This is a genomic window from Acinetobacter bereziniae LMG 1003 = CIP 70.12, assembly GCF_000368925.1.
GTDB lineage: Bacteria > Pseudomonadota > Gammaproteobacteria > Pseudomonadales > Moraxellaceae > Acinetobacter > Acinetobacter bereziniae.
This window is the reverse complement of the sequence record NZ_KB849756.1, coordinates 897,963-913,194: the sequence shown is the minus strand read 5'-3', so window position 1 is coordinate 913,194 and position 15,232 is coordinate 897,963. Positions and strand designations below refer to the sequence as shown.

13 protein-coding genes are annotated in these 15,232 nt (G+C 37.3%); 8 read left to right on the top strand and 5 right to left on the bottom strand.

The genetic code is table 11. The features are described 5' to 3' along the window. Positions 1 to 78: 78 nt before the first annotated feature. Entirely contained in the window at positions 79 to 1,347 is a 1,269-nt protein-coding gene (locus F938_RS14200) for a D-alanyl-D-alanine carboxypeptidase PBP6B (protein ID WP_005032762.1), read from the bottom strand. Between the two features lie 178 nt (positions 1,348 to 1,525). Between F938_RS14200 and F938_RS14195 the strand changes: the two genes are divergently transcribed. Further along, the gene (locus tag F938_RS14195; protein WP_004829239.1) at positions 1,526 to 3,229 is read left to right on the top strand and encodes a M61 family metallopeptidase; all 1,704 of its coding nucleotides are present in this window, start codon (positions 1,526 to 1,528) and stop codon (positions 3,227 to 3,229) included. 78 nt (positions 3,230 to 3,307) lie between these two features. Here F938_RS14195 and uraH read toward each other — a convergent pair whose 3' ends face one another. Beyond that, the gene (uraH, locus tag F938_RS14190) at positions 3,308 to 3,709 is read right to left on the bottom strand and encodes a hydroxyisourate hydrolase (RefSeq protein WP_100885649.1); all 402 of its coding nucleotides are present in this window, start codon (positions 3,707 to 3,709) and stop codon (positions 3,308 to 3,310) included. Between the two features lie 471 nt (positions 3,710 to 4,180). Here uraH and F938_RS14185 point away from each other — a divergent pair, with 471 nt between their 5' ends. Then, positions 4,181 to 4,684, top strand: coding sequence for a hypothetical protein (locus F938_RS14185; RefSeq protein ID WP_004829234.1), 504 nt, complete (start codon positions 4,181 to 4,183; stop codon positions 4,682 to 4,684). Positions 4,685 to 4,914: 230 nt separating this feature from the next. Beyond that, positions 4,915 to 5,334: a hypothetical protein gene (locus F938_RS14180; RefSeq protein WP_005032759.1), complete on the top strand. Its 420-nt coding sequence runs from the start codon at positions 4,915 to 4,917 to the stop codon at positions 5,332 to 5,334. Positions 5,335 to 5,398: 64 nt separating this feature from the next. Here F938_RS14180 and lipA read toward each other — a convergent pair whose 3' ends face one another. Beyond that, entirely contained in the window at positions 5,399 to 6,412 is a 1,014-nt protein-coding gene (lipA, locus tag F938_RS14175) for a lipoyl synthase (RefSeq protein WP_004829230.1), read from the bottom strand. A gap of 200 nt (positions 6,413 to 6,612) precedes the next feature. Between lipA and sthA the strand changes: the two genes are divergently transcribed. After that, on the top strand, positions 6,613 to 8,028 hold the full coding sequence (gene sthA, locus F938_RS14170) for a Si-specific NAD(P)(+) transhydrogenase (protein ID WP_004829228.1): 1,416 nt from the start codon (positions 6,613 to 6,615) through the stop codon (positions 8,026 to 8,028). 106 nt (positions 8,029 to 8,134) lie between these two features. Here the strand turns inward: sthA and mgtA are convergent, their stop codons facing one another. Then, complete coding sequence (mgtA, locus tag F938_RS14165) at positions 8,135 to 10,891, bottom strand: magnesium-translocating P-type ATPase (protein WP_005032756.1); 2,757 nt, start codon at positions 10,889 to 10,891, stop codon at positions 8,135 to 8,137. 106 nt (positions 10,892 to 10,997) lie between these two features. Then, positions 10,998 to 11,693: a hypothetical protein gene (locus F938_RS14160; protein ID WP_005032754.1), complete on the bottom strand. Its 696-nt coding sequence runs from the start codon at positions 11,691 to 11,693 to the stop codon at positions 10,998 to 11,000. A gap of 570 nt (positions 11,694 to 12,263) precedes the next feature. Between F938_RS14160 and F938_RS14155 the strand changes: the two genes are divergently transcribed. From F938_RS14155 to F938_RS14140, 4 genes are all read left to right on the top strand, one after another. Next, positions 12,264 to 13,331: a 4-phosphoerythronate dehydrogenase gene (locus F938_RS14155; RefSeq protein ID WP_005032751.1), complete on the top strand. Its 1,068-nt coding sequence runs from the start codon at positions 12,264 to 12,266 to the stop codon at positions 13,329 to 13,331. Then, the gene (epmA, locus tag F938_RS14150; protein WP_005032749.1) at positions 13,328 to 14,302 is read left to right on the top strand and encodes an EF-P lysine aminoacylase EpmA; all 975 of its coding nucleotides are present in this window, start codon (positions 13,328 to 13,330) and stop codon (positions 14,300 to 14,302) included. Before F938_RS14155 ends, epmA begins: the two co-directional genes overlap by 4 nt. Positions 14,303 to 14,385: 83 nt before the next feature. Further along, the gene (locus F938_RS14145) at positions 14,386 to 14,859 is read left to right on the top strand and encodes a hypothetical protein (RefSeq protein ID WP_005032747.1); all 474 of its coding nucleotides are present in this window, start codon (positions 14,386 to 14,388) and stop codon (positions 14,857 to 14,859) included. 30 nt (positions 14,860 to 14,889) lie between these two features. Then, on the top strand, positions 14,890 to 15,231 hold the full coding sequence (locus F938_RS14140; protein ID WP_005032744.1) for a hypothetical protein: 342 nt from the start codon (positions 14,890 to 14,892) through the stop codon (positions 15,229 to 15,231). Position 15,232: the final 1 nt, after the last annotated feature.

The following is a 15,232-nucleotide window of genomic DNA, read 5'->3' as shown; positions in this document are numbered from 1 at the left end:
TCCTATTTAATTATTTAGGTTTTTTTTGTATTACAGGTTACATAATTACAATAAATCTAAGTAAATTGGTTGGTTTTATTAAATCCCAAAAATTGACTTGATCCATTCCAATAAACGTTCGAACCAAGAGGCTTGTTCAATATGAACCTCATCTTCAATGTCGAAGCTTTGGATAAGTTGATTGTCTTGATAAACATTCACTTTAGCCAAATGCATGATTTTTTCTAAAGGTGCGGTCAATGATGTTTCATTGAGTTGAACATTTAAACGCGTTTGTGTTGTTGTCAAAGGTTCTACAGCTGTTAATAATCCATTGCTATCAGTTTTCATGACACGGCTATTGACTACATCAAAGGTGTTTAGATCAATTGGATTTACATCGTTATAAAGTGAGGTGGTAACCAACTGAGGCTTTCTTGCCTCAACTTTAAACATTTTTAATGTGGATTTGACGACAGGGAGTTCAGCAATTAATTGTTTGTCTTTGATTGCTACTTCGTCTCGTGTATAGGCATAGCCCAAATTTAACAGCTTATGGGCAATTTCAGCACGTTTAACGGCACTTTTAGCACCCATGACCACAACAATTAAACGACGGTCAGGAGACTCAGCAATGGCAGAAGGGCGGTGTGCTGTTAAAGCTAAATTATAACCAGCAGCTTTGGTAAAACCTGTTTTTAAACCATCAACACTTGGGTCTGTTTTTAAAACAAGATTGGTTGCGTGATGAAAATGTTGGTTATAACTGAAACTTGGCATGACTGAATAATGCATATATTCAGGGGTTTGTGAGGTTACAGCTTGACCCAAGATCGCCATGTCATGCGCAGAAGAAAAATGATCTGGCATGGTGATCCCTGGTGGATTGGCAAAATGAGTATCTTTCATTCCCAAAGCTTGTGCTTCTTGGTTCATACGCGCAACAAATGCGGGTACGCTACCAGAGATGCGCTCTGCCAGAGTCACTGCTGCATCATTGGCAGACATGACAATCAATCCAGCAAGAAGTTGATCAATCGAGATCTGCTCACCTTGTTTCAGGTACATCTGAGATTCATCCCACTGTACGACTTGAACCACAGGTGTCGCGGTAATAATCTCTTCTTTTTTAAGATGACCTGCTTTTATTTCTTTTAAGGCAATATATGCCACCATCATCTTGGTCATGGATGCAGGTGCACGCTGAACATGACTATTATATTCCGCAATGGTTTGACCTGATTGCGTATCTAATATTGTCCAAGCTTCAGCTTCAACAGATTGCGGGTTAATATTTAAGAGTGCGGCATTAACAAACGTGGAACAAACCAAGCCCGTTATTGCAATAAAAGAAGCAAGAATTTTCAACAGATTTACCTTTAAGCCAATCCAATGGCAAGAGTAGACAAACTGTGCGAATGCTATGCCTTTTTTGCATTCTACGCTAGTAAGAATTGCAGACAATTTCGACTAAAATCGCCCGACTTTGTAAAAAAATGCTAATCTAATTGGTAATTTCTCACTGTCTATTTTCGAATATATATTTATGTTGCATTATCAGATTGAATTTGACGATTATCGTCAACACCTCATCCATGTCACATTGCGCTTTCTTGCGAATCCAACTCAAGTGTTGTCACTGCCGACATGGATTCCAGGAAGTTATTTAATTCGCGAATTTTCAAAGCATATCGAATCGGTTAAAGCTTATGATGAAGCTGGTCGTCAACTTAAAATAAATAAATTTGAAAAAAATAAATGGCGTTTATATAACACAGATCATGAACTGATTACGGTTGAGTACGATGTTTATGCCTATGATCTTTCAGTGCGAGGTGCATATGTTGATCAAAGCCGTTTGTATGTGAATCCAGCTTGTGTATGTTTAGGGCTTCAAGATCAACAAGATTCTGCGATTGAAGTTGAAGTGTTTTTACCCGAGGAGTTAAAGCATTTTCAACTTGCAACGGGTTTAGTATCGAAGAGTTTGGTGAAAGGTCGTTTTACCTTAAAAGCCGATCATTATGCCCAACTGATCGATGCACCATTTGAGTTGGCAGAACAAACAAGATTTAGCTTCGAGGCGAATGGAATTCCACATGAGTTTGTGGTTTCTGGTCAACATGCAATGAATGCTGAGCGTATGAAGCAAGATCTTGAAAAAATCTGTAGTACAGAAATTAGCATGTTTGGTTCAGCACCTTTCGAAGACTATACGTTCATGACAATGGCAACGGGCAATAGCTATGGCGGGTTAGAACACCCAAATAGCACGAGTCTGATTACTCCACGTAGTGACTTGCCAAAGTTGAACGAGCCTGAGGAACCATCGGCAGATTATCAACGATTCTTGGGGCTTTGCAGTCATGAGTATTTTCACTCATGGTTGGTTAAATTTATTCGACCAGAAAACTTTGCCAATTATGATTTAGATCAGGAAGGTTACACCTCTTTATTGTGGATTTTCGAAGGTTTCACTTCATATTATGATGATTTGATTTTGTACCGCAGCGGCGTGATTTCTCAAGCGTCATATTTGAGTTTGCTGAAAGGACAAATTGATCGTTATTTGCAAAATCCGGGACGTTTTATTCAGTCTGTTTCTGAATCAAGTTTTGATGCTTGGATTAAATTTTATCGTCAAGATGAAAACTCAAACAATGCTGGAACCAGTTACTATAACAAAGGCTGTTTAGTAGCACTAAGTTTGGATTTGGGATTACGTTTACGTGGCTCTAGTCTAGATGCTTTGATGCGCCGTTTGTATGAAAATACTCAAAAAGGTATTCAAGTCAATGAGCGCACAATTGTTGAATTATGTAATGAATTGACAGGCAGCAATTGGATTGAACAAATTAATCATTTGATCAATACCACTGATGAATTGCCACTGGATCAATTGTTCCCTGAATTTGGTTTGAGTTATCGTTTAAAAAATGAAAAGGCATTGCCATTTGGACTGAAATTGGTGGATAAACCTGAAGGGGTGCTTATTCAACAGGCGAGACGTGAAGGTACCGGTGCGATTGCAGGACTTTCAGCCAATGATGTGATAGTTGCGATTGATGGGTTAAAAGCCTCAGAAAAACTTTTATCCCAATATTCCAAACAACAAGATAGATTTACCGTGTATGCCTTCCGCCGAGATGAATTTATGCAGTTCGAGCTTCAAGGTGGGGAAATTGATTTAACTACAGTTGAATTGACTGTTTTAGATCAAGACAAAGCAGAAAAATGGCTCAACGTTTAAATTGGCTTGAACTGAAAACCGATGTTTGATACATCGGTTTTTTAGGGCGGAATTTAAACTAGGGTTGATTATTTAAGTTTAATTACCACGATAAGTCGAATAACCATATGGGCTGATGAGTAACGGAATATGATAATGCTCAAGCGTACCATCAATTACAAAAACCACAGGGACTTCAGGAAAAAAGCTTCGTTGGTTCTTTTGTTTAAACCATTCACCTGTTTCAAAAGTAACTTTATAGACACCTTTGTCGAGCACTTTATTTTCAGGGTATAAGGCTAAAATTCTTCCATTGCTGTCAGTAGTGCCTTCATTAATTTTTATCCATTTATCTTTTTGCTGAGCTTCAAGAATGACTTTAACATTGCTTGATGGTAGACCACTTTCAAGATTTAGAACATGCACACTCAATGGATTTTGAGCAAAACAAAGCCCAGAAAAAAAAGTGGCGAACATTGATAAGGTTAGTTTTTTCATCATCATGTTTAGCTTAGATTAAAATCTCTATGTTAAAGTCAATGTACAATTGTGCCGCTAAAAAAATGTAAGATTATATTAACTGTTCAAATTTATTTTGCTTACTTTCTTTTATATCATTTATTAAACAATGATTTAGTTGAAGTTTGTTCATTTATTTAAAACTGTTCTTTTATTCATTTGATCTGCTGATTCAAGGCAAAGTACGATATTTTCTCAATACAAAGCAAATTTTCTCCTGTGTCTAATCATTACTTGGCATCATTTAGATTTGATTTTGTATAGTAAAAAGAATGAGCAATTCGCTTTTTTGAATTTTCGATGATATATTCAAATTTTATTGTTTAGTTTTATAGAAATAATATATTAATTAAATTTTACAGTGAATTATCAAATTTATATTGTGACAACGAGTTGGAAAAATAAAAAGTTGTTTGCAATATTTGATTAAATCAGAAAACAAGGAAATACAAAATGGGACAATTTCAGATGTATATTTTACGTATCGTGCTGTGTTGCAGCCTTTTATTCACGGTATCAGTTACACGAGCAGATAATACCGGAAAACTACAGTTTTTATATACAGCATATTTGGATGTACCAGCACTCATTTCAAATGTGCTCAAGTCTTGCGAGCAATTCGATCCCTCGACCAGAAAAGAGTTGCAGAATATGTATGATGAATGGAATCAAAAACATGGGCGCTATCAAAATGAGTTACAACAACTTTTATTTAAATTTCTCAGTCAGCAGATGGGAACGGAGAAAGCACAGGAGTTGGTGACTTATCTCAAAGTAGAAGTTCAAAAAGAGCTAGGAAGTTTGCATTTTCCTCAGAATCATACATGGAAAGACAATTGGTACTGTACTCAAGGATTACCTGATGACTTAAGAGGTAAAGGTTTAATGCTGGATTATGCAGACTACGTAAAAGAGCTTAAGCAAAATTTGGATCAACTTAAACAGGAAGTGGAATAAGTTATTTTATTGATTTCAAATTTTAACTGATTTTGTCTTGGTGGCAATTCAGTCTTATTCATAAACATGTAAGCACAATTCAAATAAAAACAAATAAGTATTTTTGCTTACTTATGATTAATAAATGACAACATATTTGTCATTCAACCCCTAAACGACATATTTTAAGATCGATAAATAATAAATTTAATTTTTTAAATTTAAAATGAATAATTCAAAGGGTTGTATCAATGAAAAAACTTTTCCTAAATACCATCATCATTTCATGTGGTTTAACGGCTGCGCAACTTGGATTTGCAGCAAATTGCACAGGTGCAATCAACAATAATGCGGTGTCGAATTTAACAGTACCCGCAGGTGCAACTTGTATCTTAAATAGTAGTTCTGTCGATGGTAATGTTAATGTACAAAATGGAGCCAGTTTGATTCTCAACAATTCTTCGGTGAGTGGTAGTGTCCAAGCCAATTCAGCCAAAGTGTTGAAGTTAGTCAACTCTTCAGTAGAGGGGGATGTGGCTGCATCTCAAGTTTCAACGACATTGAGCTTAAATAAGTCGATGGTTTCGGGAAATTTACATTGTTCAACATTAACAAAATTACAAAGCAATATGAGCAGTATCGAAGGTAAAACAATTGGAAAATGCCGTTAACAACTGCTGATACTAAAAAAGCACGCTTTATAGCGTGCTTTTTTAGTATATGCTTGAATCAGTTTTAAGCTTCGATCGCTTGGACTGCAATTTTCTTAGCAGGATCTACTTTACGACGAACTTGTGGAACAGGCTCTCCATAATATTGACGATCAGCAAAATAACTTGAACGAACCATCGGTGCTGCCCAAATATTTCTAAAACCTAGTTTTTGCCCATGCGCAGTATAACGTTCAAACTCTTCTGGCGTTACAAAACGATCAATAGGGGCATGTTCTTTTGATGGCTGTAAATATTGTCCAATAGTGACATAGTCAACACCATGAGCATGCAAGTCATCTAACAATGCAATCACTTCGTCTTCAGTTTCACCAATACCAACCATTAGACCACATTTGGTAGGGACATCAGGACAGTATTCTTTAAACATTTTCAATAGATTTAAAGAGTGCTGATAATCTGAACCTGGACGCATCGCCTTATATAAACGAGGTACTGTTTCAATGTTGTGGTTAAACACGTCAGGCGGACATTCAGTCATGATACGCAATGCAATGTCCATACGACCACGGAAGTCAGGCACTAAAATTTCCAGTAAAGTTTTTGGACTAAGTGCACGAGCTTCTTTAATACAGTCTACAAAATGCTGAGCTCCACCATCCAATAGATCATCACGGTCTACTGAAGTGATCACAGCATATTTCAAACCTAAGTTTGCAATCGTTTCAGCCATGTGACGTGGTTCATCTGGGTCAAGCGCATTTGGTCGACCATGTGCAACATCACAGAAAGGGCAACGACGGGTACAGATATCACCCATAATCATAAAGGTTGCAGTACCACCACCAAAACACTCAGGAAGGTTTGGACAAGCAGCTTCTTCACAGACCGTATGTAATTTTTGCGCACGTAATGTGGTTTTGATACGTTGAACTTCATCAGGTGCAGCCATTTTCACACGAATCCAATCTGGCTTTCGTGGTGCTTCAACCGTGGGAATAACTTTTACAGGTATACGAGCAACTTTTTCCGCGCCACGTAATTTGACACCCTGTTCTGGTTTACGGTTCTCTGACATATTCAACTTTTCCACTGTTTTCTACGGGGGAGATAAACCATTATAGCGGAAATGCAAAACGATAGGGCAAAAACACTATTCATATACTAAATGTCGTTATCACAGAATATATGCATGTGAAATACAGAAAATTGTTTCGGTTTAGTTCATAATATCGCATGAGAAAAGATATTGACTGAATTTACTATAAGGAGCTTTGAATGCCACGTAAGAAAGAAGTCGTTAGTGGGAATTTTGTGAAATACGATGCAGTCGTACTTGGCTCTGGTCCTGCTGGTGAAGGCGCGGCAATGAAGCTTGCTAAATCGGGTAAGCGTGTTGCAATTGTAGATATTCGTGAGCAATTGGGTGGTAACTGTACGCATGTCGGTACTATTCCAAGTAAAGCTTTGCGTCAAACAGTTTCAAGTATTATCCGTTACCAACGTGATCCAATGTTTAAAAAAGTGGGGGATTGGAAACAATTCACCATGAAACAAGTATTGCGTAATGCACATAAAGTGATTCAACAGCAAGTTGATACACATTCACGTTTTTATGACCGTAATAATATTGATGTTTTTCATGGTCGTGCATATATCCAAGATAAAAATACCGTCATTATTTTTAGTGAAGATGGTATAAAAGAAACTTTGGGCTTCAAGCAACTCGTTGTTGCGACTGGTAGCCGACCGTATCATCCACAAGGTTTAGACTTTAATCACCCACGTGTATTTGATTCGGATAAAATTTTAGATCTCGATTTCACTATTCATAAGATTATTATCTATGGTGCAGGTGTTATCGGCTGTGAATATGCGTCTATTTTCATTGGCTTGGACCATAAAGTTGATTTGATTAATACTCAACATCAACTCTTAAGCTATTTAGATGACGAAATTGCAGATGCATTGTCATATCACTTGCGTGAACAAGGGGTGTTGATTCGCCATAATGAACAAATTGATCATTTAGAGACTTTTGATGATCATGTTGTGCTTTATTTACAAAGTGGTAAGAAGATTAAAGCAGATGCCATTCTTTGGTGCAATGGTCGTTCAGGAAATACGGATGGCATGGGACTTGAAAATGTCGGTCTTACGCCAAACAGTCGCGGTCAACTTGCTGTCAACGATCAATATCAAACAGAAGTTGAAAATGTGTATGCTGCGGGTGATGTGGTGGGTTGGCCATCGCTTGCTTCAGCTGCATATGACCAAGGTCGTTGCGCAGGATCGAACATGGCTGGTGAAAAAGATGTCAAGCCTGTAAAAGATATCCCAACAGGTATTTACACGATTCCAGAAATTTCTTTCTTTGGTAAAACTGAAAGTCAGTTAACTGAGGAAAAAATTCCATATGAAGTGGGTCAAGCATCTTTCCGTCATTTGGCTCGTGCGCAAATTACGGGTGACACAGTGGGTGAACTTAAAATTTTATTCCATCGTGATACCTTGGAATTGTTAGGTGTCCATTGTTTCGGTAACAATGCCGCTGAAATTATTCATATTGGGCAAGCTGTGATGCAAAGCGGTAACAATACCATTAAGTATTTTGTTGAAACCACCTTCAACTATCCGACCATGGCGGAAGCTTATCGTGTTGCGACCTTGAATGGTATGAACCGATTATTTTAGTCAAAGCGGTTCATGTAAGTAAGTACTAGCACGACCATTGAATAAAAAAACGAAAGCCTTTCTCTTGAATAAGGGAAAGGCTTGTTAGTTTCAATGACGCTGGTTTTTATTGCCAACCATAACGGCGGATGTACATTGTTTTAACCCACTGTGTCAGACACATATAGGCAATTAAAATAAATGGTAAGTAGAAGAAATAACTCAGCGGTAATGCTTCCAGTTTTAAATAACTCGCCAATGGTCCCATAGGTAAGAATATACCAATACACATAATGATTGCGGTCATGACCAATAAAGGCGTTGCGGCACGGCTTTGAAAGAATGGTACTTTGGCTGTGCGAATCATATGTACGATCAGTGTTTGAGTGAGTAGTCCCACCACGAACCAGCCTGATTGGAATAAGGTTTGTTGTGCTGGCGTATTTGCTGAAAAAACAAACCACATTAAGGCAAAGGTTAAAATATCAAAAATTGAGCTGATTGGTCCAAACACAATCATAAAACGACCAACTTCACCCGGCTGCCAACGTTGTGGTTGAGCAATTAATTCTTCATCCACATGGTCAAATGGAATAGCGATCTGAGAAATATCGTAAAGTAGATTTTGAATCAATAGGTGAATGGGCAACATTGGTAAGAAAGGAATAAAGGCACTGGCAACCAATACTGAAAATACATTACCAAAATTGGAGCTTGCGGTCATTTTGATATACTTCAGCATATTGGCAAAAGTTCTACGACCTTCAATCACGCCGTTTTCCAAGACCATCAAGCTTTTTTCGAGCAAAATTAAATCTGCGGATTCTTTGGCAATATCCACGGCTGTATCAACCGAAATCCCAATATCGGCAGCGCGAATTGCTGCCGCATCGTTGATTCCATCACCCAAGAAGCCAACCACATGCCCATTGGCTTTGAGTTGTTCAACAATACGTTCTTTATGAACAGGACTAAGTTTTGCGAAGATATCATAGTGCTCAACGGCTTCTTTCAATTGTTTATCTGACAGTGTTTCAATAATTCCACCAAGTAAGATACGTTCACACTGAATACCAATTTCACGACATACTTTCTGTGTGACAAATTCATTATCTCCAGTCAGTACTTTGACAGTAACGCCATGCGCATGCAGGCTTTTTACAGCAGCCGTGGCTGATTCTTTCGGCGGATCTAAAAAGGCAACATAACCAATTAAAATCAAATCCCTTTCATCGGCAACAGAAAAATTTTCTTGGTCAATTGAAAATTCACGATAAGCCACAGCTACGACACGCAAACCATCTTGGTTATAACGTTGAGTCAGTGTTTCGATAGCCGTTTGCTTTTGTACGGTTAAGGCTTCTACTTTGCCATCAATTTCAACATAACGGCAAACTTTGAGCATTTCCTCAACTGCGCCTTTGGTGATCATGCGGACTTTGTCTTGAGGGGTTTTGACTACCACTGACATGCGTCGACGATCAAAATCAAAAGGTACTTCATCTATTTTTTTATAACGTAACTTTTGTGTTTTGATCTCTGGGTCAACGGCGTCTAATACAGCAACATCAAGTAGATTTTTCAAACCAGTTTGATAATAACTGTTTAAAAATGCCTGCATTAAAACATAATGTGAAGTTTGACCGTGTATATCGACATGTTGTGATAGAAAGATTTTGTCCTGAGTTAATGTTCCTGTCTTATCCGTACATAACACATCCATTGCGCCAAAGTTCTGAATGGCGTCCAGACGTTTAACAATGACTTTCTTCTTAGATAAAAATACTGCACCTTTTGCTAAAGTTGAAGTGACAATCATCGGCAACATTTCAGGTGTTAAGCCGACTGCTACTGAAAGTGCGAATAAAAAAGCTTCTGTCCAATCGCCTTTAGTAAATCCATTGATAAATAGCACAACAGGTACCATGACCAGCATAAAGCGAATCAGTAACCAACTGACTTTGTTGACCCCCATTTGAAAAGAGGTTGTACCACGATCTGTTGCCGTTACACGATGAGCCAAAGCACCAAAATAAGTCTGTATTCCTGTGCTCACCACTATGGCATGTGCTGAACCTGAAACCACATTGGTTCCCATAAATACAATATTTTCTAGCTCCAAAGCATTGCTTTGCTCTAGATTTGACTGCACAGAGAATTTTTCTACAGGCATCGATTCGCCTGTCATGGCTGCTTGCGAGACAAATAGATCTTTAGCAGAGAGAATGCGGCAATCAGCAGGAATCATGTCTCCAGCGGAAAGTAGAATAATATCACCAGGAACCAGATATTGAATTGGCATTTCAAATTGGGAATTTTTTTGATGTTTAACATCAATTCCATAGCGTTGTTGCATCAGGACAAGATCATCATAACTCAGCTGATCTCTTAAAACTGTTGCGGTATTAGTCACCATCGCTTTCAAGGCATCGGCGGCTTGGTTGGATTTAGATTCCTGCCAGTAGCGAAGTAGGGTGGAAAGAATCACCATGACACTGATAATACATGTGCCTGTCAAATCATCCGTAAGAAATGCCACCAGCGCTAAAAGACTTAATAAAATATTGAAAGGATTGCGATAGCAATACCAAAGGTGTTGCCACCACATCAATGGCTTTTCATGTGAGACTTCATTTAAGCCGATAACCTTTTGTTGGGCATTTGCTTGTTGTTCGGTTAAGCCTGCTTCTGAACTGTTAAATTTGTGGAGCAGTTGCGCAGAGTCAAGTTTCGCAGCCTTCACTAATCGGGTAGATAATGTTTTGCTGATTTCTTGTGCATAACTGGATTGATGCAATTCTTTAAAAGATTGACTGCGCCCAAAGAAACGCATGAGGTGAAATCTTTTGAGAAAGGTTGTAAATAGCTTGTGCCAGAGTTTCATATCGAAGTCCTCTTTTTTTAGGCGTGCAAAGTCTCTGACCTTATTGTTAAAATAAAGCCGATTTAAAAAATATTTTATAAAATTAAGGGGTTAATTAAGATTGTAATTAAGGTGTGTAACTTAATCCAAGTCCAAACCATCGCTGTCGGAAAGCATTGAAACGATCACCGAAAGTAGCTTCAAGTGTTATGATATTTGGGATCAGGCGATAGTGCACAGCGGTCTGAAAGAAGGGCGCATCACGATCTTGATTATAAGTTTCTGCACTTAACGCCCAACGATCGTTAAGCGAATAATGCGTTGCAATTCCCCAACGAATTAAACGTGAATGATCAGGCGCATATTGGTAACCCAAGTTGGTATCAAGTTCTAAACGCGGAGTTAAATTAAAACTCATTGGTAGATTGAGAAACCAATCGAGATCAGAAGAATGCTGAGACTGTTCGTCTTGTGACAGCATCAGACTACTTGCAATTCCCCAGAACTGATTCATAGGTTTTAATACAGTTTTTGCTTGAGCTGAAAAACCATGGACATTATCAACATCTTTCGATGCATGATATCCTACTGAAATTTCTAGATTTTCAGAAAAGTTACATGCAGGAGTGACTTGGTATGACCATGTACCTGATGTACTATGTGAATAAGCACTTTCTAATTGGCAGCGGTGTGCTGCAGTAATGGATGCATCGTCAGTATTTAAAAGAGGATCAGCTTTACTCTTTTGAGCAAGCACAATAATCCAACAGAGTAAAAATACACTGATTGCACAATACCATTGAATGGAAGCATGTAAAAACATCGGCTTCTCCCCATTTTTAGGTGAGAAACTAAACGGGTTGTAGTCAACACATTAAATTTTTGCTGATATGTAAAAATTTTATAGGGGGGATTAAAGTATAATTTTTTCAAGGCTATCTCATTGCAAGATAGCCGACCTAATAGGCTATATTGCTCAGTATTCGCTTTGATTTAAAAGATAATTAAACCCGAACCTCGAACAACTTCCCATTTAGGATCTCCATTGAATAAACTCAACGGCATTATAGTGCAAGTGCTTGGATTAACAAGTCCTATTTGATGAATTTTTTATTATAAATTTAAAATTAACAATCAATGCTTTGTAAATAAAGGACTTGGCTGAGTTTTTTTATTTTATAAGCTTCTTAATAATTATGAGTCGTCAGAATAATTCGATTTTAATTATTTAGATAATATTTGCTTCTATCAAGACTTAAAAGTCTAAATAATGATATTGAATATGGCTGTTTGACTTAAGCGGCATACTTTTTAGAAATTAGATCTATGAACAACATAGTTTTAATAGGTTCAAAGGTTTATCATAGCGACAGCTTAATGTGTGGATAGTGTTATGAAAATTGTTGCAGATGAAAATCTAGCATTTACTGAATATTTCTTTTCAGAATTCGGAGAAATTCATCAAGCAGCAGGGCGCAATCTTAGCTACGACAATGTGAAAGATGCTGATGCTTTATTGATTCGATCGGTCACAAAGGTTAATCAACAGTTAATCGCAAATACTGCATTAAAATTTGTAGGAAGTGCGACAATTGGTACAGATCACTTAGATATTGAAGCTTTAGAAAATCATCAAATTACATGGTCGAATGCAGCAGGATGTAATGCACAAGCTGTTGCAGAATACGTCATCACTGCTTTATTACATCTTCATCCAGAATTCTTGGACGCAGGAAAACAGTTTACTTTAGGCATTGTAGGTTTAGGTAATGTGGGAACACGTTTAGCTTACATGGCGCAATTATTGGGCTGGAATGTGATCGGTCATGATCCTTTTGTGCAACATGACAGCATTAGACAAGTTGAACTTGAAGAATTACTTAAAAATTCCAACGCAGTGACCCTACATGTACCTTTAACACACACAGGGCAACATCCAACACATCATTTAATCAACGCTGAAACATTAGCGATGATGCATCCAGAAACAATCCTCATTAATTCTGCACGTGGTGCAGTAATTGAAGAAGCGGCATTGATTGCAGATATTTTAACAACACGACGTCAAGTGGTGCTCGATGTATTTGAACATGAGCCTGAAATTTCACAACGCTTACTTGATTTAATTACTCTCGTAACACCCCATATCGCAGGCTATAGTTTAGAGGGCAAGGCGAGAGGGACACAGATGATCTACGAGGCATTTTGCAAACGATTTGATTACTCAGCACACAAGAAATTTGAATCACAATTGCCTGCTTGTGAACAATATTTCTATGGCAATAGTATTAAACAGACACTGAAAAACTATTTGACTGAAATCTATAATATTCAGCGTGATGATGATAATTTGCGCGATTGTCTAAAAGATGGAAAGGTGGATCAAAAAGCGTTTGATTATCTCCGTAAAAGCTATCCTTTACGCCGTGAATGGTCTGCTCATGGAGGTCCAAAAGCATGATGACTAACTTTAAACCGACTTGTGATCTTCAGGCACTGAAAGCACGTGCAAAATTGTATCAGCAAATTCGTCAGTTTTTTGAGCAACGGGATGTTTTGGAAGTTGAAACACCTATCTTGTCGCAAGCAGGTGTCACAGATGTTCATTTGGCTTCTATACAAGCTCAACGCCATCTACAAGGTAAAAAGCTGACGCATTATTTGCAGACTTCTCCTGAATTTGCGATGAAGCGTTTATTGGCAAGTGGCAGCGGGGCAATTTATCAAATTTGCAAAGTATTTCGTGATGATGAGCATGGTCGCAAGCACAACAGTGAATTTACCATGTTGGAATGGTATCGTCCGCACTTTAGTTTAAAAGACTTGATGTTTGAAGTGACAGATCTATTAAATGTTGTTTTGGCTGAACGTTTTGGTGATGTTCGTCCGACAGTCTTGAGTTATAAACACGCATTTATTGATCGTTTAGATTTAAATCCGCTTAAGGCAACTTTGTCAGAACTTAAAGATGCAGCCCACCGAGTCGGGTTAAATCTGGATTTGGGTGATGACCGTTTGGCATATATTGATTTGTTATTTTCACATATGGTTGAACCGAGTTTAGGCTTTGATACACCTGTATTTTTAACTGATTTTCCACCAGAATTGGCATCATTGGCGAAAACTAAAATTGATGAAGATGGTGAGTTAGTTGCTGCACGTTTTGAGCTTTATATCGAGGGACTTGAGCTTGCCAATGCCTATGATGAATTGATAGATGCAGCAGTTTTACGTAGTCGTTTTCAAGCGGATAATGCTGAGCGTGAAAAACTTGGTTTACATGTAATGCCTGTCGATGAGTATTTATTGACGGCTTTGCCGAATATGTCGGAATGTGCAGGGATCGCTTTAGGAATCGATCGTCTATTGATGGTGGTGATGAACCAAATGAAGCTGGAAAAGGTGATTACATTTCCTGCGGATGTGTCGTAGTTAATTTTGCATACCTAGTTAGTTTTTAGTTGGGTATGCAATCATATTATTTTAAATAAAATAAATAATTAAAGAGTGACTAAATGAAACCATACTTTATACAAGATGATGATGGAAATTACTTAAATCCAGATTATATATTTAATATTCAAGTTATTAGATTTTGTAATTTAGGCTCATTATTTGCATTTGAGACTGTAAAAAAAGTAAGAACGAGTAGTCCTGATTTACCAAGTTTTAAAAATATTGAAACGTATAATGTTCATAGTTGGATGGAAAGTTTTCATAAAATATTCCCTGATTTTGAAGAAGAATTGAATAGTTATAGTTGTGAAAATTTAAACTTAAAATCTTTTGAAATATCTGATCTAATCAATGTAGAAAAACATACAGCATTGGATAGTGATAAAATTTCACATATAAACTCTATTTATGGAAACAATATTTTAAAGTATTTTGAGATCATCTATATAGATTCTGATCAAGCTACTATCAAAGAATTTGAATCAGAAGAACTAGCACAAGCTTGGATAAATGAGAATTTTACGATTATTTAAATATCAGTAAAATGATTAAAGGAGACGGTCATGAGTTTTTATACAGAATTACATATAACCAATAATAACTTTGAAGAAATTGATATCTCTGAGCATAAGCAAAAAATTCTTGAAATTTTAAAAGAAGATGCTATTCATGAGGATGTGTATCTTGATTTACTGAATGCTTTTAGCGAGGGGAAAGCAGATTTTGCAGTTCATTCACTTTATCTATTTGAATTATTAGTGAAAATTGTACCATTATTACCTCAAGCAAGTTTTGAAAGTCGAGGTTTAGGTGAAGAGTTTTTTTACACATGGATACTCTGTGTAGAGGACGGAAAAATTATTTATAGAAATGAGCCGTGGAATACACCAAACCCATTTAGCTAAC